The organism is Actinoplanes nipponensis (genome assembly GCF_016862275.1).
GTDB classification, from domain to species: Bacteria; Actinomycetota; Actinomycetes; order Mycobacteriales; family Micromonosporaceae; genus Actinoplanes; species Actinoplanes nipponensis.
Genome location: NZ_BOMQ01000085.1, coordinates 1 through 26,776, shown reverse-complemented (window position 1 = coordinate 26,776; position 26,776 = coordinate 1). Strand labels below are relative to the sequence as shown.

At 72.4% G+C, this 26,776-nt stretch carries 25 protein-coding genes, 3 tRNA genes and 1 pseudogene; 6 read left to right on the top strand and 23 right to left on the bottom strand.

Annotated elements, in window-relative coordinates; all coding sequences use genetic code 11:
* Window positions 1-72: 72 nt before the first annotated feature.
* The 7 genes from Ani05nite_RS35105 to Ani05nite_RS35075 form a co-directional block, all read right to left on the bottom strand.
* Window positions 73-1,317, bottom strand: a complete 1,245-nt coding sequence (locus Ani05nite_RS35105) for an RNA polymerase sigma factor (RefSeq protein WP_203775632.1) — start codon at window positions 1,315-1,317, stop codon at window positions 73-75.
* On the bottom strand, window positions 1,305-1,676 hold the full coding sequence (locus Ani05nite_RS35100; protein ID WP_203775594.1) for a YciI family protein: 372 nt from the start codon (window positions 1,674-1,676) through the stop codon (window positions 1,305-1,307). The genes Ani05nite_RS35105 and Ani05nite_RS35100 overlap by 13 nt, the downstream gene beginning before the upstream one ends.
* A gap of 120 nt (window positions 1,677-1,796) precedes the next feature.
* Complete coding sequence (locus tag Ani05nite_RS35095; protein WP_203775593.1) at window positions 1,797-3,185, bottom strand: hypothetical protein; 1,389 nt, start codon at window positions 3,183-3,185, stop codon at window positions 1,797-1,799.
* A gap of 85 nt (window positions 3,186-3,270) precedes the next feature.
* A complete protein-coding gene (locus Ani05nite_RS35090) occupies window positions 3,271-3,744 on the bottom strand; it encodes a hypothetical protein (RefSeq protein WP_203775592.1) in 474 nt (157 codons plus the stop codon).
* A gap of 25 nt (window positions 3,745-3,769) precedes the next feature.
* Entirely contained in the window at window positions 3,770-4,570 is an 801-nt protein-coding gene (locus tag Ani05nite_RS35085) for a hypothetical protein (protein ID WP_203775590.1), read from the bottom strand.
* Between the two features lie 14 nt (window positions 4,571-4,584).
* On the bottom strand, window positions 4,585-4,905 hold the full coding sequence (locus tag Ani05nite_RS35080; RefSeq protein ID WP_203775588.1) for a hypothetical protein: 321 nt from the start codon (window positions 4,903-4,905) through the stop codon (window positions 4,585-4,587).
* Window positions 4,906-4,907: 2 nt separating this feature from the next.
* Window positions 4,908-5,681, bottom strand: coding sequence for a YbaB/EbfC family nucleoid-associated protein (locus Ani05nite_RS35075; RefSeq protein ID WP_203775586.1), 774 nt, complete (start codon window positions 5,679-5,681; stop codon window positions 4,908-4,910).
* Between the two features lie 403 nt (window positions 5,682-6,084).
* Between Ani05nite_RS35075 and Ani05nite_RS35070 the strand changes: the two genes are divergently transcribed.
* Window positions 6,085-7,047: an ArsR/SmtB family transcription factor gene (locus Ani05nite_RS35070; protein ID WP_203775584.1), complete on the top strand. Its 963-nt coding sequence runs from the start codon at window positions 6,085-6,087 to the stop codon at window positions 7,045-7,047.
* 13 nt (window positions 7,048-7,060) lie between these two features.
* On the opposite strand, the gene Ani05nite_RS35065 is transcribed toward Ani05nite_RS35070, so the two are convergent.
* From Ani05nite_RS35065 to Ani05nite_RS35055, 3 genes are read right to left on the bottom strand one after another with little or no spacing between them, the layout of a single operon-like run.
* On the bottom strand, window positions 7,061-8,803 hold the full coding sequence (locus Ani05nite_RS35065; protein WP_239130954.1) for an ABC transporter substrate-binding protein: 1,743 nt from the start codon (window positions 8,801-8,803) through the stop codon (window positions 7,061-7,063).
* Window positions 8,804-8,834: 31 nt separating this feature from the next.
* Window positions 8,835-9,833, bottom strand: a complete 999-nt coding sequence (locus tag Ani05nite_RS35060) for an ABC transporter permease (protein WP_239130953.1) — start codon at window positions 9,831-9,833, stop codon at window positions 8,835-8,837.
* Window positions 9,830-10,753: an ABC transporter permease gene (locus Ani05nite_RS35055; protein ID WP_203775582.1), complete on the bottom strand. Its 924-nt coding sequence runs from the start codon at window positions 10,751-10,753 to the stop codon at window positions 9,830-9,832. The genes Ani05nite_RS35060 and Ani05nite_RS35055 overlap by 4 nt, the downstream gene beginning before the upstream one ends.
* Before the next feature lie 200 nt (window positions 10,754-10,953).
* Between Ani05nite_RS35055 and Ani05nite_RS35050 the strand changes: the two genes are divergently transcribed.
* Complete coding sequence (locus tag Ani05nite_RS35050; protein ID WP_203775580.1) at window positions 10,954-11,727, top strand: DUF3800 domain-containing protein; 774 nt, start codon at window positions 10,954-10,956, stop codon at window positions 11,725-11,727.
* Between the two features lie 429 nt (window positions 11,728-12,156).
* On the opposite strand, the gene Ani05nite_RS42000 is transcribed toward Ani05nite_RS35050, so the two are convergent.
* The 9 genes and pseudogenes from Ani05nite_RS42000 to Ani05nite_RS35010 all read right to left on the bottom strand — a co-directional run bounded on the left by Ani05nite_RS42000 (window position 12,157) and on the right by Ani05nite_RS35010 (window position 18,348).
* Complete coding sequence (locus Ani05nite_RS42000) at window positions 12,157-12,282, bottom strand: hypothetical protein (RefSeq protein WP_275410694.1); 126 nt, start codon at window positions 12,280-12,282, stop codon at window positions 12,157-12,159.
* Window positions 12,283-12,455: 173 nt separating this feature from the next.
* Window positions 12,456-12,529: transfer RNA gene (locus Ani05nite_RS35045), tRNA-Phe, on the bottom strand.
* Window positions 12,530-12,565: 36 nt separating this feature from the next.
* Window positions 12,566-12,639: transfer RNA gene (locus tag Ani05nite_RS35040), tRNA-Asp, on the bottom strand.
* 49 nt (window positions 12,640-12,688) lie between these two features.
* A tRNA-Glu gene (locus Ani05nite_RS35035) sits at window positions 12,689-12,761 on the bottom strand.
* 140 nt (window positions 12,762-12,901) lie between these two features.
* On the bottom strand, window positions 12,902-13,786 hold the full coding sequence (locus Ani05nite_RS35030) for a B12-binding domain-containing protein (RefSeq protein WP_239130962.1): 885 nt from the start codon (window positions 13,784-13,786) through the stop codon (window positions 12,902-12,904).
* Between the two features lie 909 nt (window positions 13,787-14,695).
* A pseudogene (locus Ani05nite_RS42475) lies at window positions 14,696-15,055 on the bottom strand (MerR family transcriptional regulator); the annotation flags it as partial.
* Window positions 15,045-15,659, bottom strand: a complete 615-nt coding sequence (idi, locus tag Ani05nite_RS35020; RefSeq protein WP_203775578.1) for an isopentenyl-diphosphate Delta-isomerase — start codon at window positions 15,657-15,659, stop codon at window positions 15,045-15,047. The pseudogene Ani05nite_RS42475 and the gene idi, both read right to left, overlap by 11 nt.
* Window positions 15,656-17,161 carry a phytoene desaturase family protein gene (gene crtI / locus Ani05nite_RS35015; RefSeq protein ID WP_203775576.1) on the bottom strand — a complete coding sequence of 502 codons (1,506 nt, stop codon included), beginning with the start codon at window positions 17,159-17,161 and terminating at the stop codon, window positions 15,656-15,658. Before crtI ends, idi begins: the two co-directional genes overlap by 4 nt.
* A 29-nt stretch (window positions 17,162-17,190) precedes the next feature.
* Window positions 17,191-18,348, bottom strand: a complete 1,158-nt coding sequence (locus tag Ani05nite_RS35010) for a polyprenyl synthetase family protein (RefSeq protein ID WP_203775574.1) — start codon at window positions 18,346-18,348, stop codon at window positions 17,191-17,193.
* Window positions 18,349-18,413: 65 nt separating this feature from the next.
* Between Ani05nite_RS35010 and Ani05nite_RS35005 the strand changes: the two genes are divergently transcribed.
* Together Ani05nite_RS35005 and Ani05nite_RS35000 are read left to right on the top strand one after the other, a co-directional pair.
* Window positions 18,414-19,319, top strand: a complete 906-nt coding sequence (locus tag Ani05nite_RS35005) for a phytoene/squalene synthase family protein (RefSeq protein ID WP_203775573.1) — start codon at window positions 18,414-18,416, stop codon at window positions 19,317-19,319.
* A 1-nt stretch (window position 19,320) separates the two neighbouring features.
* The gene (locus Ani05nite_RS35000) at window positions 19,321-20,655 is read left to right on the top strand and encodes a cryptochrome/photolyase family protein (RefSeq protein ID WP_203775572.1); all 1,335 of its coding nucleotides are present in this window, start codon (window positions 19,321-19,323) and stop codon (window positions 20,653-20,655) included.
* Between the two features lie 149 nt (window positions 20,656-20,804).
* Here the strand turns inward: Ani05nite_RS35000 and Ani05nite_RS34995 are convergent, their stop codons facing one another.
* Together Ani05nite_RS34995 and Ani05nite_RS34990 are read right to left on the bottom strand one after the other, a co-directional pair.
* Window positions 20,805-21,638, bottom strand: a complete 834-nt coding sequence (locus Ani05nite_RS34995; protein ID WP_203775571.1) for a hypothetical protein — start codon at window positions 21,636-21,638, stop codon at window positions 20,805-20,807.
* Between the two features lie 91 nt (window positions 21,639-21,729).
* On the bottom strand, window positions 21,730-22,821 hold the full coding sequence (locus Ani05nite_RS34990) for a serine hydrolase domain-containing protein (RefSeq protein WP_203775570.1): 1,092 nt from the start codon (window positions 22,819-22,821) through the stop codon (window positions 21,730-21,732).
* A gap of 39 nt (window positions 22,822-22,860) precedes the next feature.
* Between Ani05nite_RS34990 and Ani05nite_RS34985 the strand changes: the two genes are divergently transcribed.
* Window positions 22,861-24,222 carry a dihydrolipoyl dehydrogenase family protein gene (locus tag Ani05nite_RS34985; RefSeq protein ID WP_203775569.1) on the top strand — a complete coding sequence of 454 codons (1,362 nt, stop codon included), beginning with the start codon at window positions 22,861-22,863 and terminating at the stop codon, window positions 24,220-24,222.
* On the opposite strand, the gene Ani05nite_RS34980 is transcribed toward Ani05nite_RS34985, so the two are convergent.
* Together Ani05nite_RS34980 and Ani05nite_RS34975 are read right to left on the bottom strand one after the other, a co-directional pair.
* Window positions 24,219-24,689, bottom strand: a complete 471-nt coding sequence (locus tag Ani05nite_RS34980; protein WP_203775568.1) for an ATP-binding protein — start codon at window positions 24,687-24,689, stop codon at window positions 24,219-24,221. The two genes, Ani05nite_RS34985 and Ani05nite_RS34980, sit on opposite strands and share 4 nt — an antisense overlap.
* The gene (locus Ani05nite_RS34975; RefSeq protein ID WP_203775566.1) at window positions 24,676-25,533 is read right to left on the bottom strand and encodes an MEDS domain-containing protein; all 858 of its coding nucleotides are present in this window, start codon (window positions 25,531-25,533) and stop codon (window positions 24,676-24,678) included. The genes Ani05nite_RS34980 and Ani05nite_RS34975 overlap by 14 nt, the downstream gene beginning before the upstream one ends.
* Window positions 25,534-25,623: 90 nt before the next feature.
* Here Ani05nite_RS34975 and Ani05nite_RS34970 point away from each other — a divergent pair, with 90 nt between their 5' ends.
* Window positions 25,624-26,478 carry a Rieske (2Fe-2S) protein gene (locus tag Ani05nite_RS34970; protein WP_203775564.1) on the top strand — a complete coding sequence of 285 codons (855 nt, stop codon included), beginning with the start codon at window positions 25,624-25,626 and terminating at the stop codon, window positions 26,476-26,478.
* Window positions 26,479-26,776: the final 298 nt, after the last annotated feature.

Here is a 26,776-nt window from a genome sequence, read left to right as displayed (position 1 = left end):
GGGTTGTGATCACGGTGCAGGGGGTCCGCCCCGAAGATCCCGGGGTCGGCTCCCGCGCCCGGACGCCCGCGCTCACGAAGAGCGATCGTCCCCGGCCGACCGCAACGCGGCCGCCCGCCCCGCCAGGTACCGCTGCTCGGGGGCGCTCAGCGTCAGCCGCGCCGCCTCCAGGTAGGCGGCCCGTGCGGCCGGCCGGTCGCCGCACTTCTCCAGCAGGTGGGCGCGGACCGCGGCCAGCCGGTGATGCCCGCGCAGCGCCGGGTCGTCGCGGGCCCGGTCGAGCTGCGCCAGCGCGGGCGCCGGCCCGTGCACCTCGGCGAGGGCCACGATCCGGTTGAGCTGGACCATCGGGCCGGGGCTGAGCGCGTGCAGCATGCCGTACAGCCGAAGGATCTGCGGCCAGTCGGTCTCCTCGGCCCGCGCCGCCTCGTCGTGCACCGCCGCGATCGCGGCCTGGAGCTGATACGGCCCGATCGGCGCGGCCGCCAGGGTCGCCGTGATCAGCGCGACGCCCTCGGCGATCGCCGCCGCGTCCCAGCGGGACCGGTCCTGCTCGGCCAGCGGCACCAGCGCGCCGTCGTCCCGGGTGCGCGCCGGCCGCCGCGCGTCGGTGAGCAGCATCAACGCGAGCAGCCCGGCCACCTCGCCGTCGCCGGGCAGCTGCGCGCGCAGCAGCCGGGTGAGCCGGATGGCCTCGGCGCTCAGCTCGGGCCGGTGCAGCCGCGCCCCCGAGCTCGCCGTGTGACCCTCGTTGAAGATCAGATACAACACCTGGCGTACGGCGACCAGCCGCGTCTCCCGCTCACCCGGCGGGGGCAGGCTGAACGTGGCCCCGCTGTCGCGGATCCGCTGCTTCGCCCGGCTGATCCGCTGCCCGACGGTCGCCTCCGGCACGAGCAGCGCCCGGGCGATCTCGGCGGTGCTGAGCCCACCGACCGCGCGCAGGGTCAGCGCCACCTGCGAGGCCGTGCTGAGCGCCGGGTGCGCGCAGAGCAGCAGCAGGGTGAGCGAGTCGTCCACCGCCGAGGCGGGGGCGGGCTGGGGGTCGTACCGGATCGCCTCCTCGCGCCGGCGCCGGGCCGTCTCGCTGCGCAGCAGCTCGATCCGGCGCCGCGCGGCGACGGTGATCAGCCACCCGCGCGGATTGACCGGCACGCCCTCGACGGGCCACTGCCGCGCGGCGGCGAGCAGCGCCTCCTGGACGGCGTCCTCACAGGTGTCGAAGTCGCCGAACCGGCGCACGACCGCCCCGAGGACCTGCGGCGCCGACTCGCGCAGCAGGTCCTCGAGGCCGGCCGGGGCGCTCAGAACTCCCAGCCGCTCATGTCCAGCACCGGCCGCAGCTCGACCTGGGTGTACGCGGCGTCGGGCACCTTCGCCGCCCAGCCGGTCGCCTCGTCCAGGTCCTCGCAGTCGATCAGGTAGAACCCGGCCAGGTGCTCCTTGGCCTCGGCGAACGGGCCGTCGGAGGTGACCGTCCGGCCGTCGCGGACGGACACCCGGCGGGCGAGCGACGGATCGCCGAGCCCCTCGGAGACGACGAGCACGCCGGCCTTGGCCATCTCCTCGGTCAGTTGCAGATGCCCGCGGCCGAACTCGGTGCGCTGCTCGTCGCTCAACGTCTCCCAGACCGCCAGCGAACGCTCGTTGGACTGGATCAGGATCACGTACTTCATCGGGGCCTCCCGGACCTCAGGCGGAAATTCTTCCACCGGAGACGTCGAAGCCGCCGGCCCGGCTTCGCCATCCGGGCGCGCCGAAAATCCGCGGGGTGGCGCGGGAACGGCCGGCCGGGCTCAGCCGGTGACGGTGAGGCTGACGTCGGCCCGGTCGTTGGCGAAGTCCTCGTCGGCGGCGGGACCGTCGATGTCGGCGTAGACCTGCCCGGCGTCGTAGGACGGGCCGGTCACGGTCAGGGCGAAGGTACGCAGGAAGGTGGCACCCCGGTCGAAGTACAGCGACGGCAGGTTGCACACGTACGTGGTGGCCGGCGAATCCCCGTCGAGCGCGCAGTTGGCCGGCACGTCGGTGACCTCCGTACCGCCCGGGAGCTGGAACCGGAAGCGTGCGGCGCTGGAGCCGTACCGGGTGAAGTCGATCGCCCCGCCGATGTTGCGCGCGCCCACCTCGACCCGGACGGTCTCGCCGATCGCGCCGGAAGCCGTGGCGCCGACCGCCGCGACGTCCAGCAGGTTGTCCACCTCGAAACCCCAGTAGCGGGAGTCGTTGGCCGAGTCGACGTCGGCGGCGCTGCTCACCCGGGCCCGCGCGGGCGCGGCGGTGACCCGGACCAGCGACAGCCGGGACCCGCCCCGGCCCTCCAGGGTCACGCCCGTCGGCAGGCCGGCGCCGGCCTGCGGAGCGACCGTGTACTCGATGACCTGGTGATCGACGGCAGCCTCGGTGACGAGGGCGCCGAACCCGCGCTGCAGCTTGAACACCGCACCCGGGTCGATCCGCTGCGGGAAGTCACAGACCGCGACGGTGCCGCGCTCCGGGAAGCCCGCGCGGAAGCCGTACCGGCAGTTCGCGTACGGCGTGGGCGTCAACGGCCGGCTGAACTCCACGGTGACCCGGATGCCCTGGACGGCACGGTTGCCGAGGTTGGTGACCGTCATGGGGGCGTGCACCCGGTCGCCGACCCGCGCGTCGGGAATCGACCCTTCGACGAGGGCCGCGAGGTCGGGCCCGTCACCCGAGACGGTGATGACCGCGTCGTCACTCATCAGGTCGTTGCCGTCGCCGGGATTGTCGGCGTCGCCCCGCACCGACAGCGTGCCGTGTGCGCCGGCGGGCGCCCCGGCCACCGCGCGGACCGGGATGAGCAACGGCGCGTTGTTGTCCACCGACCCGGCCGGGGCGGGACAGGTGGCGACCGGGCCGGCCGTGGTGCAGCCGGCCGGCCAGGCGAACGTCACCAGCCCGGCCAGCTCGCTCACGTCGAGCACGAGGCGCGGATTGACGGCCCCGCTCGTGATCACTTCAATGTGGAGGTCCTTGGCCGGGGCGCCGGCCGGCGCCACCGTCATGTCCTCGACGAAGGCCCAGACCCGCGCGCCGGCACCGGGCCCGGGCTCCTCCGGATCGGTCGCGGCGTGGGCGGGCGCGGCTGCGGAGGCGACGGCGACGGCGGTGGCCGCCACTGCGAGGCGGCCGAGGCGCCGCCCGGCGTGAGCCAGGTTCATGCAACATCCTTTTGAGAGGGGTGGATGCTGCGTGATCTTAAAGATCGACGGGACGGGCCGCTGCCCCGTCGCCTCCGCCGGGCGCTCAGGTCTCGCGGGTGTTCAACGCCTGGTCCTGGGCGACGCGCATGGCTTTGCTGCCCCGGGCGAGCAGAAACAGCCCGATCCCGATGATGCCGGCGGTGACCAGGCTCCAGCGATCGCCGGCCAGGAGCCTCGCGACGCCGTACGCGACCAGGGCGAGCAGCGTGACCAGAACGACGAGCCGCACCCGGCCGGCCGTGCGACTGGCGGTCAGCAGGGCCGACCGCGCCACGGTCTGGGCGTTGAGGGTGCGGCGGATCCGGAGGGTCGTCACGACGAGGACGACGGCGGCGACCTCCAGGACGGCTCCCCCGACCGCCAGCGGCAGCCCGGCGAGCTCACCGGCGACGAGCAGGCTGATGCCGCCGACGGTCAGCACGGTGGTCAGGATCAGCAGGATGACCAGGGCGACGGTCATCCGCCGGCCGGCCCGCCGCATCAGCGCGGGATCGGGTACGTGGACGCGGTCACTCACGGCAGCTCCTCGGCCCGGACGGCGGTCATGACGTGCGAAGGTGCCAGTTGGTGGTCTGGTCGCCGGTCAGGCTGCCGTCGGCGATGACGTCGTTGGTGGAGCGCGGCCAGTGCCCGCCGGGGAAGCCGTCGTTGTTCTCCACGCGCTGCAGCAGATCCTTGTACTGGCTGGAGATGGCGGTCAGATAGGTGATGGCCGCGGTGACGACGGCGGTGATGATGCCGAGGGCCTTCAGCGTGGAGGCGCCGGCCCCGGCCGCCGCGGGCGGTGCGCCCACGCCGGTCGATGCGGCGGCCCCCCACCCGGTCAGTTCGATGATGAACGGGACGATCGCCGCGAGCACCCCGAGCCAGAACGCGATGATGCCGCCGGCGACCTTGGTGAGCGCGTCGTCGATGTCGGCGGTCGCGGCCACGATCGCCGCCAGCGCCTTGCCCTGGTCCGGCAGCGTCCCCAAGTATGCAGTAGCGGCCGGCCCCTGCCAGCGTTCGTCGATGTCGGTCTGCCCCGTGGTGGCCTGCGAGATCAGGTCGCTGACCGGCCCGCCCACCTCCTTGACCCAGTCGGTGCCGTGGTTCCACAGCGACCATGGCACGCCGGGCCGGGTGAAGAACTTCCCGATCTCCGACAGCAGCTTCTGGACCAGGTCGACGAACTTGTTGAGCAGATCGACCACGTCGTCCCAGAGCGGGCCGAGCCACTGGCCGATCCGGTTGCAGGCGTCGACGATCTTGTTGCTGAGATCGACGACCTTCTGCAGCCCGTCGTCGACCCGGCGCAGCACGTCGTCGAACTCGCCCTCCGACAGCGGCAGCGCGACTCCCATACCCGTACCCCCGGTCAGTAGATGCCCGTCATGCGATGGACCGCGTCGGCCTCGTCCTGCTCGTAGCCGTCGGCGGCGTCGTGCAACGCGGTGGACAGCGCGAGGAAGTTCGCCGCGCCCTCGTTGAGCAGCGTGTACAGCCGCTGCTGCAGTTGCTGGTACACCTCGGCCAGGCCGAGCTGGTCAGCGATGTAGGAGAAGTGCAGGGCACTGAGCTCCAGCCGGGCGGCCACTGCCGCCGCGTCGACCAGCTTGTCCTTGCCCGCGGCCCAGGCGGCGGCGTCCTTGCGCAGCGCCTGGATCGCGACCTGGATCTGCTGCTCCGTCGGTGGCACGATCAGCCCTCCCGTTCGTTGCGCAGGCCCAGCGTCGCCAGCAGGGCCGCCGGGCTGCCGCTGAGCCGTTCCAGATCGGGGAACGGCCACTGGCTCGTGGCCTCGCGAGCACGCCGGTCCACGGCGGCGTACCCGTCGGTGATCGCCGCGGTCAGCGCCGCGCCGATCTCGCGGGCGCCGGCCGCCGCGGCCCAGGTCTCGTCGAGCGTCAGGTCGGTCAACTCGCCGCCGCCGGTCAGCGAGGCGGTGACGTGCCCACCCGGATCCCGGCCGGTCAGGACGTCCCGGCTGCGGGCGGCAGCGTCTCGCACCACGTCGTCGAGCCGGTCGGTCGCCTCCTGGAGCAGACCCCACAACCGGCGGATCGACTCGTGGGACGACTCCTCCGCCGGACCGGACGCAACCTCGACCGGCCTCGGCCCGGCGTCGGGCGTCCGGCCGGGGGCGCTAGTACCGGGACGGCCGTCGGACCGGCCGAGCTCGGCCGCCCAGGTCTCCAGCCGCCGACGGCCGGCCTCCTGACAGGCCGCCAGCACCGCGGCGCGCAGGTCGCCCGGGTCGATCCGGGTCCGCCAATGAGGATCGATCTCCACGGATGCGACTCGGCCCAGCGCGGCCAGCACGACCCGCACGCGCTCGGACGGGTCCCGGCCCGCGGCCTCGGCCACCGCGGCCTCGGCGGCCGCCAGCCAGCCGGCCATGACCGCGGCGTCCCGCGCGAGGTCGTCGAGTTCGGGGAAGAAGCCGGTGCGGGCCGCACCGGTTGGCTCTGCCAAGAGGACCACTCCGAACTCGACGGGACGGGACGGGGTTCACCGTAACGGACCAGCAGCGGAAGCCGCCGCCCCGAATGGACGGCTAGCGGGCCCGGGTGATCGTTCGGAGCACTTCGTTTGCGGCCGCACCCCCGTCGTCACTGCGGCCGCCGCCCGTGACCCCGAGCACCGGACCCGACTGTCGCGTCGTCACGGAGCCCCCCGTCCCCGCCTTGTCACCATGCGTCAGGGCCGCGGCGGCGGACAACACCTTTCAGGTACGGCCGAAAGGGTGGCCGCGGTCAGCCGGCCCGCGCCGGGCTGTCGGACAGTGGGCTCATCCGTACCTGGATGGCGGCGTCGCGGGTAAAATGATCAGCCTCGATGCAAGGTTGTAGCAACGGCGGCGACCGGGGGGCCTGACGTGTTGCGCATCCACTTCACGACGGACGACGTCGCCCGCGTCCGGGTGGCGGCCGAGCCCGACCCGCTGTGGGAGACCGTGATCAGCGTGTTCCGGCTCCGGCGGCCGGGTCCGGACCTGGTCTTCGGGCGATGGCACCGGCATGCGCTGCGGGCCAGCCGCCGGTCGGACGTGAGCATGCTGGCCCGGCTGGTGCACCAGACCTACTTCCCGGACTTCCTCACCCCGGCCGAGGGCGCCGCCAGTCTGTCCAGCGCTCTGGACGCGGTGATGGCCACGCCGGTGTCCCGGCTGCGGACGGACATGGCCCGGCTGGCCCGTACCGGCACGCCCATGACGCCCTGGATGCGGCAGCTCGCCGAGGGCGACCCGGGCACCTTGCGCCAGCTCGCCGGGGCGCTGCGGTCGCACCACGACTCGGTGGTGGCGCCGTTCGGCAAGGACGCGCAGGCCCAGGTCGACGCCGACCGCGGCCGGCGCGCCCGGGTGCTCCTCGACCAGGGCGCGGAGGGCCTGCTGAACAGCTTCCGGCCGATGATGCGCTGGGAGCGGCCGGTGCTGGAGGTCGACGTCCCGCAGCACCGGACGCTGCACCTGAACGGCCGTGGCCTGCTGCTGGTGCCGTCGTACCTGTCGTTCGGCACCCCGGACGTGCTGTTCGACCCGGAGCTGCCGCCGGTGCTGGTGTATCCGATCGAGCACTGCCTGAGCCGTTCGCTCGCCACCGGTACGGCCCTGTCGGCGCTGATCGGGCCCACCCGCGCGGCCGTGCTGGAGTCCCTGGCCGACGGGCGCACCACCTCGGAGCTGGCGCGGCGCGTCGGGGTGAGCCGCGCGTCGGTCAGCCAGCACACCGCCGTGCTGCGGGACGCCGGCCTGCTCCACACCGTCCGGGCCGGCAAGGCGGTCCTGCACAGCATCACGCCGCTGGGGACCTCCCTGCTCTCGGGCGACCCCCGGTGACCGGCGGCACCGGCTACTTCCGCACGTACGCGTTCACGAAGGCCGGGCTGCCGAAGATGCTGTCCACGAAGAGCCCGCCCACCCGGGATCCGTGCAGGGTGCACTCCATCTCCACGAACAGGGGTACGACGGGCGCGTAGTCCCGCATGATCCTCTCGTCGAGCCGCGCCCATTCCGGCGGTTGCCGCTCCGGGCGCATGGTCATGATCCGGTCGAACTCGGCGTCCAGCGGTCTGGCGTCCAGGTAGGACGTGCCGTTGTTGCTGCCCTCGGGCTTGATGCCGCGCCCGTCGTAGAGCGCCGGCAGGATCGCCGCCCCGCTCGGCCAGTCCGCGGCCCAGGTGCCCGGATACAGGTCCCAGGGGTTGTCAGCCTCCTTAGTGGCGCCCAGGAAGGTGGTGGCCGGGACGGCCTTCGGCCGGATGCGGAACCCGGCCCGTTCCAGGCTGCCCCGCAGGTAGGTGGCGACGATCTGCCCCTCGGCGTCGTCCGGATAGGCGAGCACGAGCTCCGGGGTGGCCCCGCCGAGCACGCGGCGGGCCGCGGCCGGATCGCCGGTCGGCCCGGCCGGGTACGCGTCGTAGTCGCGCCAGCCGCTGGTGGTCGGCGGCATCAGCGTGGTCACCGGCCGGGCGACGGTGGCCCCGCCGAGCGCCTTGACCAGGCCGTCGCGGTCGACCGCGTAGTTGAGGGCCCGCCGTACGGCGAGGTCGGTCACCCGGCGGGTGTTGATGGTCAGGGTGTTGTGGCTGGGCGTCGGGGCACGCAACAGCCGGTCGGTGAGCGCGGGGTCGTTGACGACCCGGGCGATGAGCGAGGGGTCCACGCCGTCCCACGACACCGCCGTGGCGTCAGCGCCGTGCCCGGCGATGATCCGGTTCGTCTGGGTGGCCGGGTCCGGCCCGAACGCCAGGACGAACGCGTCGGGATACTGATGGCGGACCGCGTCCGTGGCCGGCTCCCAGTACGGGTTGCGTTCCAGCCGAATCTCCTTGTCCGCCACCACCTTCGTGATCTTGTACGGCCCGGAGGAGACCGGTCTGCGGTTGTAGTCGAGGCCGGTGTCCAGCGCCGCGGGTACCGGCGCGGTGAACGGCAGCGCGGCGGCGAACGGCAGATCGCAGTGCGGCCGGGCGAAGCGCAGGCGCAGGGTGCGCGGGTCCGGCACGGTCAGGCCGGGCGGCAGCGCGGACCGGTCGGCCGCGAAGTCGAAAACCGATTCGTAGTGCGGCGTCCCGGCCAGCCACTCCTGCAGGTACGTCGGCCCGCCGGTGAGGGACAGGTCGAACGACCGGGCGATCCCGTAGGCGATGTCCGCGGCGGTGATGGGTGCGCCGGTCTCGAACCGCAGATGCTCCTTGATGCGGAATTCCCAGTGGCGGCAGTCGCCGTCGAGGTCGGTGCCGGGCGTCTCGGCCAGGTCGCCCACCAGCGTCACGCGCCCCGCGCCGCTGTCGGCGAAGGTCGTCAATCGGCGGGCATAGAGCTGGGACGCGTTCAGCCCCAGGAAGGAGTAGATCCGCTGCGGGTCCAGGCGGGTCAACTCGGTCTGCCGGATGACCGTGACGGTGCCCCCGGGTGTCGCGCCCGGAACCGGTACGGCCGGCCCCCGCGACTCGGCGGGATCTGTCGAGATCAAACCCGTGACCGGCGCTTGCGGCCCGCCGGAGGGCAGCTCGGTGCCGCGCTCGTGGGAGGTGCAGGCGCCGAGGCAGGCGAGGATCAGCAGCAGGGCCAGGGGGGAACGATGGCGCACGATTTACCTCCCGTTCCGGTGTTGGGGCCGCTCACCGGGCGCGCACCCGCGGATCGATCCGTGCGTAGAGCCCGTCGACGACGATGTTCGCCGCGACGACCACCAGCGCGGCGACGAGCACCGCGCCCATCAGCATCGGGAGATCGTCCTCCCGGACCGCGTCGAGCGTGACCTGTCCGAGCCCGTACAGGCCGAACGTGACCTCCGTGATCACGGTGCCGCCCAACGCCGCGCCCACGTCGAGGCCGGCGGCCGTCACCAGCGGGACGAGCGCCGGCCGCAGGGCATGCCGCCGGACCACCCGCCGGTGGGCCAGGCCCTTGGCCAGGGCGGTACGGACGAAATCGGCGGACATGGCCTCGCGCACCTGCGCCCGGGTGAGCCGGATGTAGCCGGCGGAGAAGAGCAGCGCCAGGGTGCACCACGGCAGCACGAGCCCGCTCGCCCAGGCCAGCGGGCTCTCGGTGAGCGCCGTGTAGTGCGGGTAGGGCAGCACGCCGAGCTGGTAGACGAACAGCAGGAGGAACATGCTGCCGAGCAGGTAGAGCGGCAGCGCCAGCCCGGCCAGCGAGAACCCGCCGATCATCCGGTCCACCGGCGATCCGTGCCGGGCCGCCGCGGCGACGCCCAACCCGATGCCGAGGGCCAGCCAGAGCACGGCCGCCGGCAGCACGATGCTCATCGTGACGGGCAACGCCCGGGCCAGGGCGTCGATGACCGGCTCCCCGTTGACGTACGAATAGCCCAGGCAGGGCGCGGGACAGTAGCCGCCCTGGGCGCGGCCGAGATCCCGGCCGGCCACGACGCCCCGGACGTAGTGGGCGTACTGCACGGCCACCGGGTCCGACAGACCCCACTGCGCGCGGATCTGCTCCAGCCGGGCGGCGTCGCAGTTCTTCGGGCACATCGCCGCCGCGGGATCGCGGGGCACCGCGAAGAACATCAGAAACGTCACGACGCTGACCGCCGCCAGGGTGAGCAGGCCCCGCCCGGTCCGCCGCAGCACGAACGCGGCCGGCGACCCGCTCACCGCAGCGCCCTCGGGTCGAGAGCGTCGCGCAGGCCCTCGTTGAAGGTGGAGAACGCGAAGACCAGCAGGAACAGCGCCGCGCTGGGGAAGACCACGTACGCCGGGTCGGTCTGCAGATAGCCGAGGCTGCGGTAGATCATCCGGCCCAGGTCCGCGGTCGGCTCGAGCACGCCCAGCCCGAGGAACGACAGCGCGGCGCCGCCCGCGACGAAGGCGGGCAGCAGCAACGACAGGCCGGTCAGCACGGGCGCACCCAGATGCGGCAGCAACTCCCGCGACACTATCCACCGGGCACCGGCGCCGCTCGCCCGCGCCGCGGTCACGAACTCCTGCTCGCGCAGGGCGATGACCTGGCCGCGCACCAGCCGGGCGATCGGCATCCAGCCCAGCCCGCCGAAGAGCCCGGCGACGGTCACCGCCCGGAACCAGCCCGGGACCGGATCGCGCGGACCGTAGAGATGCAGCTCCAGCGGGCGGATCAGGGCGATGGCGCAGATCAGCAGCGGCAGCGCCAGCAGGACGTCGGTCAGCCAACCGATGGCCGCGTCGGCCCAGCCCCCCAGATAGCCCGCGACCCCGCCGACCACGGCGCCGACCGCCGTCGCGACGAGCGCCGCCGTGCCCGCGATGGCCAGCGAGGTCCGCATGCCGAAGATCACCTGGACGAAGATGTCGCGCCCGAGCCCCGGCTCCAGCCCGAACCAGTGACTCGCCGAGACACCGCCCGACACCCCGTACGGCATGCCGTACGGGTCGAGGTCGCCGGCGAAGGTCTCCTCGGGGCCGACGCCGTAGACCGCCCCGACCGCCGGGGCCGCCACCGCCAGGCCGACCAGCAGCAACGCCGCCACGCCGCTGACCATCGCCGGACGGTCGCGGCGCAGGCGCGCCAGGGTGAGCAGGCCGGGCGAACGCAGCATCGGTGTGGGCCCCTCCGATCCACAGTGGCATCCATCAGAGTGCATGTCCGCTGCCCGGTCAAGCCTTGGCGGGCCTGGTCAAGTGCCTCTTTCCGGAGCCAACGGCTTGTAGCTGTCGCATTGAGCTGCGTGACTATCCGACCAGGGGTAACAGAGGGTATATATGTGATTACTGTGCTGACACACGTGAGGAAGCTCCGGTGCTCATTGCCTATGTCGACGAATCCGGGAATACAGGTCGAATCACGCAGGGTGGGTCCGCGGCGTACGCGTTGGGGTGTCTGCTGATTCGTTCGCGAGACTGGCCGGCGTCTTTCGACGCGCTGCAGGCCTTCCGGCAACGGATCAGGGACAAGTTCGGCGTGCCGATGAGAGCCGAGATCAAGGCAAGTCATCTACTGCGTGGTGGCGGGACCATCCGGGACCTGGGCCTGGCCCCCGCGGTGCGCAGGCTGATCTTTCGGGCTCACCTGCGCGAACTGGACAACCTCAAGACCAAGGCTTTCGGCATCGTGATTGATAAGCGAGCCAGGAGCGTCGCTCCAGAACAGGTTTTCGATCTTGGCTGGGAGACGCTCTTGCAGCGTTTGGAGCGTGCGAGTCGGTTCGCAGGCCATGACGAAGATGGCCCGTTCATGATCGTGCATGACGAAGGGGAGGACGACCAGATCCGCAAGCTGGTGCGAAAGGCTCGCCGCCACCTCACCGCGGGAAGCGCCTTCGGGGCGGGCGGCCTTTCGAACGCGGCTCGGAAGTTGGTCGACGATCCAGTCTCTCGCCGCTCGGAACACTCTCACTTCATCCAGCTGGCCGACCTCGTCGCCTACGCGGCGTTTCGCGACACCATCCCGCCCGGCGCAAGTGTGGCAGCAGTATGTCCTCGCACCATGTGGGCACAGATCGGTAACGCCATCAGGACGGAAACGAACTATCTGAAGGGCGGAACCCCGGGGATCGTTGTCCGCAAAAATTAAAGGCCCCCCGGCGTACCGGGGGGCGGAAAGTGCCTACACCGCGCATAAGCAACGGTTCAGCGCTTAGAGCCACCGTAGCTCGCCTACCCTGCGCCGTGAAGCCCTCTTCGGCGTGTCTCTTGTGACTTGTTCCGGCGTGCCGCCACCGGGCGCGGCCTTGACCGGTCCGTGAAGGCGTCTCGCGGCTCGCGAGGATTGGCGCCTCGAATGCTGTCCCATTTCTGAACTGTGCGCCGCGTGTCTACCGGCAACAAACGGTCCCGGGCACCCAAGGCGGCGTCAAGCACAGGGTGCCGCATGAGACGGAGGACAAAGCGCTGTGCCAAGACCATTGCACCGCACCGCGCGGCACCGGTCGGCGCGCTGGCTCAATCCTTGCGACCGCCTCAGATCCACGCAGCGCTTCCAGCGGGCACTGGCCGGCCCGGCTCAGCTGTCGTCGCCGTCGTCCTTGCGGACCTCTCGGCCGATGCGTCGGGACAGACCCCTGTCTCGGGCCACGCCAAGCGCGACTGCGATGAGTGCGAGCACCGCGATCACGATGACTACTTCCATTGCCCGAGCGTAGGGAGCGAGCACAACCGCGGCGGGCGATCCGCGTGCGGCAAGCAGCGACAGAAGGCGGTCAACAGCGCCGGCGTGAGGTGGCCGGTTCTGGCCGGACAGCAAAACGCCCACCGTGCGTTTCCGCAGGTGGGCGATGCTCAAAGCCCGGCGAGAGGCTTGAGTGGCCAGGGGCGGGGTCGAACCGCCGACCTTCCGATTTTCAGTCGGACGCTCGTACCAACTGAGCTACCTGGCCTTGCCGCGCTGTCGTTCACGCGGACTCGGCTTGTTGCGGTCCTGACGGGACTTGAACCCGCGACCTCCGCCTTGACAGGGCGGCGAGCACTCCAACTGCTCCACAGGACCTTGCTCTTGCTACGTACTTCTTACCACTACCCCGACCGAGGTCGGTTCGTACCCCCAACGGGATTCGAACCCGTGCTACCGCCTTGAAAGGGCGGCGTCCTGGGCCACTAGACGATGAGGGCAACCCCGCCATCATTGCATATTTCCAACTCCGGCGGCGTGGGCCCCAACCGGCCCCGCTGGGGCTTGGAAAGCATACGTGATCGCCTGCCCCAGCTCCAAACCGGTATGCCCGCGGCCGGCGGAAAACCTCTGACCTGCACTAATGCGACCAGTCCGCGGGGACGGCGGCCGCCGAGACCAGCCGGACCGCGTCCGGGAGACTGCCGATCAGCGTGACGCCGTCGGGAAGTTGATCAGGCAGCCAGCCCGGGCCGGCTGCCGCGGCCAACAGGGGTCGGTGCTTACCGGAGAGCACGTGCGTCCACTGGGCGGGATCGGCGCTGCCGGGCAGCTGCGACCACAGCACCAGCACGGCCGGCCCGGTCCGTGCGATGGCGTCCGCGACGGCCCGTGCGGGCACTCGGGGGCCCAGCAGCCTGCTCGACACCCCCGCCTGAGCCAGCGCGGCGGCGAGCGCTTCCAGGGGCAGGGTGTGCTGCTCCTCGTCGGCGGCGGCCAGCAGAACCCGGGGGATCTGGCTGCTCGGTGGTCGGCTGACCGAACCGAGCACCTCGGTGATGCCCCGGGAGAGGAGGTGCTCGACCTCGATGTAGCGCTTGGTCGCCGCGTAGCGCTCGCCCACACCGATCAGCACCGGCATGATCACTTCCTCCCAGGCCGCGACGACGCCCCGGTCGGTGACGGTCATCTCGAGGATGTCGCGCAGGGCGGGACCGTCGAGACGCATGGCGGCCCGGGCCAGGCCCCGGGCGGCGGGGCCGGCCCGACCGGTACGGATGGCATGCCCCCCGCCGTCCCGGGCGACGAACATCGGTCCCTGCTGTTCGGGCCACGCCGCGTCGAGGGTCGGCGGTCGCTTGCCCACCCTCAAGAAGACGTCGTCGGACGGGCGAGGAGTCCCCGGGGCGCCATCGAGCGCCCGGGATCCGGAACCGGGCTGATCGGCGGCCGGCCGCTGCCCCATCCGCTCGATCAGGTCGAGGGGATCGGCGCCGGGATGGTCGTCGATGGCCGGCGGCAGCACCGATTCGTCCAGGCCGAGCTCTGCGCCGTCCGGCTCGTGCCACGGCAGATCGTGCGGCGGGCGGGAGTGCGCGGTGGCCGGAGTGCGCTGGGTGCGGGCCGTGGGCGATCCATGGTCGTCATCCCCGGCGGCTCGCGCGGGTGACGGCAGGTCGGCTTTTCGGCCCCGGGGCGGCCGCTCGTCGTGGGGCGGCCATCCGGGTCCTGGCTCGTGGGCGCCTTCCCCGTTGGAGGCGTGGCCGGTGGACGTTGCGGGCTGGTCGACGCGTCCGCGCCCACCGTGCCTCGCTCCCGGTTCCGCAGTGGCGGCGCCGGCTTGGTCGGTTGCAACGCCGGCTCGGTCGCTGCGGCGTCCATCGCCCGGAGCGTTTCCGCCTTGATCGCCTGAACCGCGCCCGCTTTGATCCGGCCGAGCGTGCCCACCGAGGACCGCGTCGTGTCCGTGTCTTCCGAGGGCTGCGTCGTTTCCGTTACCTCCGACGACGGCGTTGTGTCCGCGGTCACCGAGGACCGCGTCGTGTCCGTGTTCTCCGAAGGTCGCGTCTTGTCCGAGGGCCTCGTCGGGCCCCTGTCGCCCGAGCGTCGCGCGTCCGAGATCTCCAAGATCCGCGGCGACGTCGTGTTCGGTGGACGCCCAGGCCCGTCCCTGGGCCGGGCCAGGCGCGGCCGAGTCATCCCAGTTCCGCACCGAGTGCCCATCGGGCCTGCGGGGCCGGCCAAGCTCCCGCTCACTGGGGCGTTCGGCAGACGGGTCAAGACCGGTCGACCCTCCCACGGCCCGATCCGCATGGTCCGTGGATCCCGACGAGCCGGCAGAGCCAGCCGATCCCGACAAGGCAGCGGTTTCCGACGAGCCAAGGGATCCCGGCGACCCCGCGGCCCCCGGCGACCGCCCGGAAACCGTCTCCGAAGCAACTCGCTCCGCAGAAGGGGAGGCTGGCTCATCCTCCCCGCCGCCCACCCGCTGAGCCCTTTCAGCTCCGCGACCGACCACTCCCGGCGCTCCCGCCGGAGGAACCGGCGTGGAAACGTCGATCGGCACAGGAACCCGGCGCGCCCAGGCAGCCGCCTCGGCCGGTGCCACACCCTGCGCGGTCAGCCTGCGCATCACCTGCAGGCGGTCCATGTCCTCGGGTGTGTAACGCCGGTGCTGGCCCGGCACGTGGTGGCTCGGGCCCAGCCCGTACCGCTGGTGCCAGGTGCGCAAGGTGGTCACGGCGACGCCCAGACGGCGGGCAACCGCCCCGGCCGTCAGGGCCTCATCGGCCACCCGACCGCTCCGGTGCGTCGTCGGCGGACCGCGGGACATCCGCGGCGGTGGTCTGGGGCCCGAGGGCCAGGTGCCGGATCAGGCGCTCGGTGACGCCGGGCAGCCAGGGCGCGTACGACCGCAGATCCTCCCGCAGCCCCGCGCTCAGTTCGTCGACGGACGTCCAGCGCACCTCCGCCACCTCGTCCGGGTCGACCAGCAGCCGGGTGTCGGCGGGCACGTCGCCGAGCAGCACGTGGTCGTACTCGTACTCGACCAGCCCGGTGGTCGGGTCCTCGGCGTAGTACGAGTACACGCCGACCTCGATCAGCGCCACGTCCTCGACGCCGACCTCCTCGACCAGCCGGCGGGCGGCCGCTGTCGCCGGCGTCTCACCCGGCCGGGGATGACCGCAGCAGGTGTTCGCCCAGCGCAGCGGGAAGCGGGTCTTCACCGCGGCCCGCTGCTGGAGCAGCACCCGGCCCGACGGGTCGCGCAGGAACACCGAGAAGGCCCGGTGCAGCTGGCCAGGTGCGCGGTGCGCGTCGCTGACCGTGGCCGAGCCGGCCGGCGCTCCCTCGGGGTCGACCAGCTCGACGAGGTGCGTTTCGCGGGACGTCGTCACAGAGCCCTCCCCACCAGATCCTTCGCCGTTCCGGTGATCCGGGTGGCGGCGAGCTTGCCGGAGATCAACACCATCGGCACGCCCACGCCCGGCTGGGTGCCGGAGCCCGTGAAGACCACGTTGGGCAGAGTCGGGTGGAGGTTACTCGGGCGGAAAGGCCCGGTCTGCGTGAAGGTGTGGGACGACGCGAACGGGGTGCCGGCGGCCATGCCCTGCGCTGCCCAGTCATCCGGCGTGATGATGCGTTCCACCTCGATGCCGTCGCGGAAGCCCACGTAGCCGCGCTGCTCCAACACGCCGGCGATCTCGTCGGCGTAGCGGCGGCCGAGACCGCCCGTCCAGTCCAGCGGCGCGGCGTCGAGGTTCGGCGTCGGCGCGAGCACGTAGTAGGTCTGCCGGCCGGCCGGGGCCACGCTCGGGTCGCTGTGGCTCGGGTTGGTGACCAGCAGCGAGGGGTCACTCATCAGCAGACCCCGGTGGATCACCTCGTCGAACGTGCCCTTCCAGGCGGCCCCGAAGTGGATGTTGTGGTGGGCGATCTTCGAATAGCTGCTGCTCGACCCGATGTGCAGCACGACGCAGGACGGCGAGTACGTCAGCTTGCGGCGGCGGCGGGACTCCGGCAGCAGGTCGCGGTAGGCCACCGGCAGGTCGGGGTTGAGCACCACGACGTCGGCCGGGATGCGTTCGCCGCTGTCGGTGATCACCCCGGTCGCCCGGCCGTTCGCGGTCTCGACACGGGTCACCGTCGTCTCGTAGCGGAACTGGACGCCGTGCTTCTCGGCGGCGCCGGCCATCGCCTTGGGAACCGCGTGCATGCCGCCGCGCGGGAAGAACACGCCGGCCACCGAGTCGAGGTACGCGATGACGGCGTAGATGGCGAGCGCGTCGTGCGGCGCCAGGCCGGCGTACATGGCCTGGAAGGAGAAGATGCGCTGGGTCCGCGGGTCGTTGAAGTACTGGTTGATCTTCGGCTGGAGCCGCCGGAAACCGCCCATGCCGAGCAGCTTCAGCAGGCTGGAGTTCATCAGGTCGAGCGGGGTGTCCAGGTTGCGGTCGATGAAGTTGTTGCGCTCCAGCCGCCACAGCTCCCGGGCGAAGTCCACGAAGCGCAGGTAGCCGTCCGCCTCCCGGGGCCCGCAGACGCGGGAGATCTCGGCGGCCATCTGCACGGTGTCCGTCTTGACGTCGAGCGTGGAACCGTCGGGGTAGAAGGCGCGGTACGCCGGGTTCAGCGGGGTCAGCTCGAGCCAGTCGGAGAGCTTCTCCCCGACGGCGGCGAGCGGCTCGGCGATCAGCTCGGGCATCGTCAGCACCGTCGGGCCGGTGTCGAAGTCGTACCCGTCGATCGAGAGCCGGCCCGCCCGGCCGCCCGGCACCGCCTCCCGTTCCACGACGGTCACCTGCCGCCCGGCCGCTGCGAGGTGCAGCGCGCAGGCGAGACCGCCGAGTCCCGCACCCACCACGACTACCCGGTCGGTCGATCCGGTCACTTTTCGCACGTCAACAGCTCCAGGGGGTCAAAAGTCCATCATGCCCGGCGATGGCTCGCCGAGGCTGCCAGGCTGGTCAGAGCCTCGCGGGCGTCGTCGTGGATCGGCGCGCCCGCCAATGCTTCGATGCCCTCCGCCACCCGCTGCTGGATCAGCGCCTCGACCCGCGCGACCGCGCCGGTCTCGGCGATGACCTCGGCGCGGCGGGCGAGCCCGGCGGGAGAGTTGAGACCGCCGGAGCCGTCGGCGGGGATGACGGCTCCGGCGGGGTTCAGGGCCAGCTCGGCCCGCTGGGCGGGAGAGGCGAGCTGGTGGGCGAGCATGAGCAGCGTCGTTGGCTTGCCGGTGAGCAGGTCGTCGCCGGCCGGCTTGCCGGTCAGCACCGGGTCGCCGTAGACCCCGAGCAGGTCGTCGCGCAGCTGGAAGGCCTCGCCGACCGCGATGCCGTAGCGGTTGTACGCCTCGTCGACGGCCGCCACGTCCGCCTCGGCGGGACCGGCCAACGCGAGCCCGAACTGCAGCGGGCGCTGCACGGTGTAGCTGGCCGTCTTGTGCCGGGCCACGAGCAGGGCGCGGTCGACGGACCAGGCGCCGGGCTCGGTCTCGCCCAGCACGTCGAGATACTGCCCCGCGACAGCCTCGATCCGCATGCGGTCGTAGCAGGCCCGCACCGCGAACAGCGTCGCGGTGGAGACCGCCGCCCGGGCCAGCAGCTGGTCGGCCCAGACCAGGCAGAGATCGCCGACGAGGATCGCCGACGTGGTGCCGAAGCGGTCCGGGTCGCCGCGCCGGCCGGCGTTGCTGTGCTGGGCCGCGAAGATGCGGTGCGCGGTGGGCCCGCCGCGCCGGGTGGCCGAGTCGTCCATCACGTCGTCGTGGACGAGCGCGAAGGTGTGCATCAGCTCGAGCGCGGCGAGGGCCGGCAGCACCGGCTCGACGGGCTCTCGCGCGGCCACGACGCCGCGCCACCCCCAGTAGGCGAACGTCGGGCGCAGCCTCTTGCCGCCGGCCAGCACGAGATCCCGTGTCGTGCGGGCGAAGCGGCCGAGCGCCGGGTCGAGATCGTCCAGCGCGGCGGTCTGGCCGCTGAGGAACTCGGCCAGAGTGCCCTCGACAGCCGTCGTCAATCCGTCCGCGAGGACGGTCTGGCGAGGTATCCCGATACGGGGGCTTCCCTCGAGGATGTCGTTGGCCACGAAGGCGACAGTACCGTAGGCTGCGAGTTGCGTCGATTGTTGCGTCGATTTAATTGGGAGGGCCCGTGGAGGTCGATCTGGCAGCGGCCTACGAAAAGTGCCGTGAGCTGCACAAACGGCATGGCCGCACCTACTATCTCGCAACTCGGCTGCTGCCGCGGTGGAAGCGTCGCCATGTGCATGCTCTGTACGGGTTCACCCGATATGCCGATGAGATCGTGGACCGTACGGAGGACCTCCCGCCCGCCCAGCGTGCCGCGCGTCTCACCGCCTGGTCCGAGGAGTTCGTGGCCGGCCTGGCCGGGGCGCCCACCGACGACCCGCTGCTGCCGGCGGTGCTGCACACCATCGCGGTCTTCGACCTGGACCGCGCCGACTTCGCGTCGTTTCTGCGCAGCATGGCGATGGACCTGACCGTCACCTCGTACGCCACCTACGACGACCTGCTCGACTACATGGAGGGCTCCGCCGCGGTCATCGGCACGATGATGCTGCCGATCCTCGGCTCGACCGACCCGGCCGCTGCCCGTGAGCCGGCCCGCCAGCTCGGTTTCGCCTTCCAGCTCACCAACTTCATCCGCGACGTGGCCGAGGATCTGGACCGCGGCCGCACCTACCTGCCGGATTCCCACCTGGCCGAGTTCGGCGTGACCCGCGCCGATCTGTTCGCGGCGCGCGCCGCCGGCCGGTCCACCCCGCAGATCAAGGCCCTGATCCGCGCCGAGGTCGCCCGGGCCGACGAGCACTATGCGGCCGCCGCGCCCGGCATCCCGCTGCTGCTGCCCGGCTCCCAGGCGTGCATGCGCACGGCCTACGAGCTGTACGGCGGCATCCTGGACGAGGTGGCCGCCGAGGACTACGACGTCTTCACCCGGCGCGCGACCGTGCCCAACCAGCGTCGCGCCGCGGTGGTGGCCCGGTCGCTGCTGACCCGCCCGGGCACCCCAGCGACCGCCTTCGCGCGGAGCTGACATGCACACCGCCATCGTGCTGTTCACCCGCGACCTGCGGGTGCACGACCATCCGGCCCTGGCCGCCGCCTGCGCCAACGCGGAGCAGGTCGTCCCGCTCTTCGTCCTCGACCCGCACCTGCAGCGGCTCTCGGCCAACCGCGCCCGGTTCCTGCACCAGAGCCTGGCCGACCTGCGCGAGACGCTGCGGCGGCTGGGCGGCGACCTGGTCATCCGCACGGGTGATCCGGTCGCCGAGGCGATCAAGCTGGCCACCGAGGTCGGCGCCGAGGGCATAGCGCTGAGCGCCGACGTGAGCGGCTACGCGCGGCGCCGGCAGCAGCGCCTCGAGCAGGAGTGCGAACAGCACCGCATCTCTCTGCGGCTGTTCCCCGGCACCACCGTCGTGCCGCCGGGCGAGGTCCGCCCGGGCGGCGGCGCCGACCATTACAAGGTCTTCTCGCCGTACTACCGGGCGTGGGAATCGGCCAAGTGGCGCGACGAGGTGGCGACCCCCGCGCGCGTCGTGCTGCCGCCCGAGGTCAGCCCGGGCGAGCTGCCCGAAGCGCCGGCGGGGGAGTCGCCTGCGGCGGCCGCGGGTGGCGAGACGGAGGGCCGGCGCCGGCTGACGACGTGGCTGCGGCACGTCGGGCCGTACGACGATTTGCACAACGACATGCCGGCCGACGGCACCTCGCGGCTGAGCGCGTACCTCCGTTTTGGTTGTGTGTCGCCGTTGGCCGTGGCGACCGCGGTGCGGGCGCTGGACGGCCCGGGGCCGGCCGCCTTCGTCCGCCAGCTCGGCTGGCGCGACTTCTACTACCAGGTCACGGCGGCGTTCCCGGCGATCTCGACCGAGGCCTACCGCCGGGCGGGCGACGGCGAGTGGCGCGCCGACCCGGAGGCGCTGCGGCACTGGCAGGAGGGCACGACCGGGGTGCCCGTGGTCGACGCCGGCATGCGCCAGCTGCGCGCCGAGGGCTGGATGCACAACCGGGCCCGGCTGATCACCGCGTCGTTCCTGACCAAGCATCTCGGGGTGGACTGGCGGCCCGGGGTGCGCTGGTTCTTCCGCTGGCTGATCGACGGTGATGTGCCGAACAATTCGGGTAACTGGCAGTGGGTGGCCGGCACCGGGAACGACACGAAGCCCTACCGCCGGTTCAACCCGATCCGGCAGGCGGAGCGTTTCGATCCGGACGGCGTGTACGTTCGGCGGTACGTACCCGAGCTGGCTTCGGTGCCCGGAAAAGCCGTGCATCAGCCCTGGCGGCTACCGGATACGGTTCGCTCAGGTCTCGACTATCCCGGTCCGCTGGAATCGCACCGTGACGAGGCGGTGTGGTTGCGGCCTTGACCGGGCCCGTGGGTTTCCCGTCCGGTTCGCCGGGCGGGATGTGGAAGCGGGTCCTGCCGACCCGTTGCGTTCGTCCGTTGAAGGCCGGCAGGACCCGCGACAAACTGCCCGCCGCGCCGCACCGGAAACCTCACGGCCGGCTGGGAGAGTCAGGCCGGCAGCGATCGCCAGGTGCCGTAGTGATGGACGGCGATGCCGCCGAAGGCCGCCGTCTGTCGCGTCGCCGCGTCCACCTTGGCCAGTTCGAGCGTCAGCGCGGCCATGCCCTCCTCGTGGAACGTGCAGTACGAGCAGTCCGCCAGCGGGCCCGTCTCGGCCGCCAGCCGCACCCGCTTGCCCGCCGCCTTGCCCCGGGCCAGCCAGTCGCTGCTCACGTCGAGCAGGGAGTTCGGGCCGGTCGCGGTGTCCCGGTAGCTCATCACCGTGACCCCGTTGACCCGCCGCAGCACCTCGTCGGCCAGGTTCTTGCGGCCGACCCGGTACTGCCCGAACCAGAACGGCACGTCGGCCTCCAGCGGCAACGTGCTCGCGCCGCGCATCCGGTCCAGCAGCTTCAGGTACGCCGCCTCGGTCGCCGGCAGGTCCGTGGTCCAGCCGTCGGTCAGGTACGGCTCGACATCCAGATGGATCCCGTCGAAGAGGCCGGTCGACACGACGGTCCGCTGCCAGGCCAGCGCCGCGGCGTGGTTGGTCACCCAGCCCGTCTCCCCGCCGAGCGCGCGCAGCTTGATCCGCCGGGCGACCGCCCGTTCCTTCAGCTCCTGGAGCCGGCCCAGCCCGCCGTCGGTGAGCACCGAGGGTGCAACGTAGACGAAGATCTCGGAGACGTTCTGCTGAACGGCCCAGGTGATCACCTCGGCGGCCGGATCGGCGCCCCACAGCCACATGGCCCGGGTGTTGACCGGCGCCGCGGTCAGGCCCGCGCTGCCCGCCGACGAAGCCACGGGCAACGCCGTGGCGCCGGCCATGAGGATGGCCGACACCAGCCCAACTTGCCATCGCCCCCTCATGACCCGCCCCCTTTGCCGTGGTGTTTTCCGTTCCGCGAGGGAACAGAATCGGCGGGGCCAGGGGTCAGGTGAGAAGTCGTACCGAGGAAATAGCCCCGTCGATGGCCTCGACCCGGGCGAAGTCGCCGATCCGGCGGGTGACGTACCCGATGGTGTGGCCGGTCGCCGGGTCGGCCCACGCCGCGTTGCCCCCCAGGCCGCCCATGCCCCAGGTCCCGTCCGGTTCCAGCTGCACGCCGAGTCCCCAGGTGGTGTCCCGGCCGAGGAACAGGTCCGGGCCGGAGAAGTGCGCGGACCCGAGGTCGGTCACGAGCGCCGCGCTGAGCAGCCGGCGCCCGTCGAGGACGCCTCCGGCCAGCAGGCCGGAATAGAAGCGGGCCAGCGCGTCCGCCGTGGCGTGCAGGTTCACCGCCGGGATGACCGCCCGGCGCCACAGATCGCTGTTGAGGACCGCGAGGTCCCGCGCCCCGTGCGGGTTCGAGACGGCCCGCGCGTGCACCGAGCCGGGTGCGCCGAGCAGCTCGGCGGCCCGGTCCGGCCCGTCGAACTCGAGGTCGGCGCACCGGTGCGGCTCGGTCGTGCCGAAGCCCAGGTCGAGCCGCCACGGCCGGGCGATCTCCTCGGCCACGAAGCGCTCCGGTGACCGGCCGTCGACGCGGCGCACCAGCTCGCCGGTCAGATGCCCATAGGTCAGGGCGTGCTCCGCGGCCACCGTGCCGGGCGGCCACTCGGGCGCGGCCGCGGCCAGGTCCGCGCACAGCAGATCCCAGTCGCTCCACGCGGCGGCATCCCGCGGCACCGGGAAGAACGGCAGCCCGGCCGTGTGCGTGAGCAGCTGGCGCACGGAGGCTTCGGTCCGGAACCCGGGCCAGTGCCGCGCGATCGGATCGTCCAACGCGATCAGGCCGCGATCGACCAGCAGCAGCACGGCCAGCGCGACCACCGGCTTGCCGACCGAATAGACGTTGACCAGGGTGTCCGCCCCCCAGGGCCGGGTGCGCGCGGCATCGGCCCAGCCCTCGCGCAGATCCACGACCGGCTCGCCGTGGCGGTGCACCGCCAGGGCCGATCCGCCGCGGGGCTGCGCCGCGAAGGCGTCCCGGACCGGTTCGTAGCCGGGCGCGACGAAGCCGTCGATATTACGGTCCGCTGACATGGGCGCACGGTACCCGCAGATGGTGGAAAGCTGGTGCCCATGGGCGAAGCACAGCAAGTGGACGTGGTGGTCGTCGGCCTGGGGGTCGGCGGCGAGGAGGTCGCGGGGCGGCTCGCGCAGGCCGGCCTCTCCGTCGTCGGCGTCGAGCACACCCTGGTCGGCGGCGAGTGTCCCTACTGGGGGTGCATCCCGACCAAGATGATGATCCGCGCCGGCAACGCGCTCGCCGAGGCCCGCCGGATCCCCGGGCTGGCCGGTGCGGCCCAGGTGCAGCCCGACTGGGCGCCGGTCGCCCGCCGGATCCGCGAGCAGGCCACCGACACCTGGGACGACAAGGTCGCCGTCGACCGCTTCACCGGGCACGGCGGCCAGTTCGTGCGGGGCCGGGCCACCGTCACGGGGCCGGGCCGGGTGCGGGTCGGCGAGCAGGAGTGGGTGGCGGGCCGCGGCATCGTCGTCGCCACGGGCACGACGGCGGTGATCCCGCCGATCGACGGGCTGGCCGGCACGCCGTACTGGACGAACCGCGAGGCCGTCGAGGCCGAGACCCTGCCGGAAACCCTGCTGGTGCTCGGCGGGGGCGCCATCGGCCTCGAGCTCGCGCAGGTCATGGCCCGCTTCGGCGTGCAGGTCACGGTCGTCGAGGGCAGCGATCGACTGCTCGCGATGGAGGAGCCCGAGTCCTCCGAGACGGCGGCCGCGGCCTTGGCCGCCGACGGCGTCAAAACCCTGACCGGGGTACGCGCGGAGCACGTCACCCAGGCCGAGGGCGGCTTCACGGTACGGCTGTCCGACGGCTCGACGCTCACCGGCGAGCGGCTGCTGGTCGCCACCGGCCGCGCCGCCCGCCTCGCCGGCCTGGGCCTGGAGACGATCGGGCTCGACCCCTCCGCCCGCTTCCTGACCACCGACGACCGGATGCGCGTGGCCGAGGGCGTCTGGGCGGTCGGCGACGTGACGGGCAACGGCGCCTTCACCCACATGGCGATGTACGAGGCCGACGTCGCCGTGCGCGACATCCTCGGCCAGGGCGGCCCCGGAGCCGACTATCACGCCAAGCCCCGCGTCACCTTCACCGACCCGGAGATCGGCGCCGTCGGGCTGACCGAGCGCCAGGCCCGCGACCAGGGCCTGGACGTGCAGATCGGCTTCTCGAGCCTGCCGTCGTCGTCGCGCGGCTTCGTGCACGGCCCCGGCAACGAGGGGTTCATCAAGCTCGTCGTCGACCGGTCGCGGGGCGTGCTGGTGGGCGCGACGTCCGCCGGCCCGTCCGGGGGCGAGATGCTTGGAGCGCTGAGCGTCGCGGTCAAGGCGGAGGTTCCGGTGGCCACGCTGCAGGCGACGATCTGGGCCTATCCGACGTTCCACCGGGCGATCGGTGACGCCCTGCGATCGCTCTAGAGAAGCACTGTCGACGTGATGGTGGTGCCGCCGGCGGAGGCGTCGATGCGCAGGTCGGAGAGTTGGCGGGCGATCCACAGGCCCCGTCCGCCGGGCAACGACGGTGCGGGCAGGCACTGGCCGGCGAGTTCGGGGTCCTCCAGCCCGGCGCCGCCGTCGCTGACCTGGCAGTGCAGGGCACCGTCGGCCAGCCAGAGCCGCAGCCGCCCGGCGCCGCCGCCGTGCCGCACGGCGTTGCTGGCCAGCTCGTGGGCGATCAGCACCAGGGTGTCGACGGTCCGCTCGCCCGCCACGGTCGCGACATGCGCGGCGACGGCGGCCCGAACGCCGTACAAGCTGTCCTCGTCGAAGCCCTGCTCGAGCAGGACCTCCGGGTCTTTCCGGGGCGCCGCCTCGGGGGCGGGCCGGGACGGCTGGTCAGCCGGCCGGGGCCCGATGGAGGTGCCGGTGCGCTCACCGTTCGCCATTGCGCACCAGCATTCGCAGCGTCGGCACCTCGGCCGCGCCGGCGACCGTCAACGTGCGTTCGATGGGCTCCGGGCAGACCACGATCATCCGGCGCGACTCCGGCAGGTGGGCCGCGGTCCGCAGGATCACCGCGGCCGCGCCGGCGTCGATGAAGCGCAGGTGGTTCAGGTTGAGATGCACGTCGTGGTCCAGCCGGACGGCCTCGGCGAGGGCGTCGCTCAGCACGTCGGCCCGCGCGTAGTCGAGCTCGCCGGCCACCCGTACCCCCGGCGGCACGTGCTGCCGGCAGATCCGCAGCACCGGGTCCTCGTGGTAGACGGTTGCCGCCACGGTTCGCGGGTGGACCCGGGCGGCGTAGGCGAGCGTGACCGGGTCGAAGCTCTCCCGGTCGTACTGGCAGATCGCGGTCAGCCGTCCCGCGGCGAAGAGCCGGCCCACCTCCGACTCGAAGACCAGCAGCTGCTCGGCGTTCGCCTGCGGCCGCGCGGCCCAGCACATGTCCGCGGTGATCCGCAGGCCGGCCCGGCCGTCCCGGTCGGCCTGGGCCAGCTCGCGGGCGAGCAGCTCCACCATGGTCCCGGCGTCCGGGCCGGTGCCGCTGCCCCAGAGCCGGTCGCTGCCCGCCACGGTGAGCTCGCCGCCCGCCTCCAGCCCCCGGTCCAGCAGCTCGGCGCGCAGCCCGTCGGCGTCGGGGGCGTCGGTGAAGCAGATGATCCGCTCGTTCCGGGCCTGCCCGGCGGCGACGAAGGCGGCCAGGATGTCGAGCCGTTCCTCGGGATCGGTGAAGGTCAGGCAGGCGTGGTCGCCAGGGGTGAGCCGATCCACCGGTGTCGTGGCGACCATGCTTCCTCCTGAGGCCGGGGCTGGAAAGGTACCCGATAGCCGGTGCCCTCAAGCAGGTTTGTTCACCTGTGCCGGGGTAACCAGGACGACATGGTGCGGCAGACGATCTCCCGGCTGGAACAGGCATCGGCGCTGGACGCCGTCAGCGACCGCCTCCAGGGCGTCGTGCAGAGCGTGATCAAGTCCCGGCGGCTCCGCGACCTGCTGCACGGCACCTGGCTCGGCCATCCGCTGCACCCCGTGCTCGTGCAGCTCCCGGTCGGCGCCTTCATGAGCGCCGCCGTCCTCGACGCCCTGCCGGGGCAGGACAGGGCGGCTACGACGTTGATCGCCGTGGGCACGGCCGGCGCCACCCCGGCGATCGCCGCCGGCTTCGTGGACTGGTCGTCCCTGTCGCGCGACCAGCGCCGGGTCGGCCTGGTGCACGCGACGGCCAACACGGTGGCCCTGGGCCTTTATGCCGGGTCGCTCGCGGCGCGCCTGTCCGGGCGGCGGGGCTTGGGCAAGATCCTGGGGTACGCCGGCCTGAGCATCGCCGGCGCCGGGGCGTACCTGGGCGGGCATCTCTCGTACCAGCAGGGTGCCCAGATGAACCACGGTTCCTCCGAGGTGCTGCGCCTGCCCGAGGACTGGGCCGAGGTCGGCGAGGTCGCCGCGCTGCCCGAGGGCAAACCGACGGTACGCACGATCGGCGACGTCAGGGTTCTGCTGTACCGCCTGGGCAACGAGGTCACCGCCATGGTGGAGCGCTGTGGTCACCAGGGCGGACCCCTGGGCGAGGGCGACGTGGTGGGCTCCGGCGAGGAGGCCTGCGTGGTCTGCCCCTGGCACGGCAGCACGTTCCGCCTCAAGGACGGGCTCGTCGTGCACGGGCCGGCCGGCGGGGATCAGCCCACGCTGCGTACCCGCATCTGTGACGGAGTGCTGAGCATCGCCACGCCCTGATCCCGTTCTCGCAGGTCACCGCGTTGTGGCGCGGGACACGGGGGGCCGATTTGGAGCCCAGGAAACGAGCGAGTAATGTTTTGCGAGCCGGCAGGGAAACGGGCGAGGCAAGCAAGACGAACTGACCAAGCGACACCGGTCAGGGAGTTCAGCTACCGGCCGTCCTGCCAAATCCTTCGAACTTCGGGATCGTAGCAACGCTGCCCTGCGCAGCGGAGCCCCGAGCCCGGGACGAAGGGTGCGCTAGGGACGAACGGCACGAACCGGGAGATACCGGTTGACAGGGCCTGGAAGACCT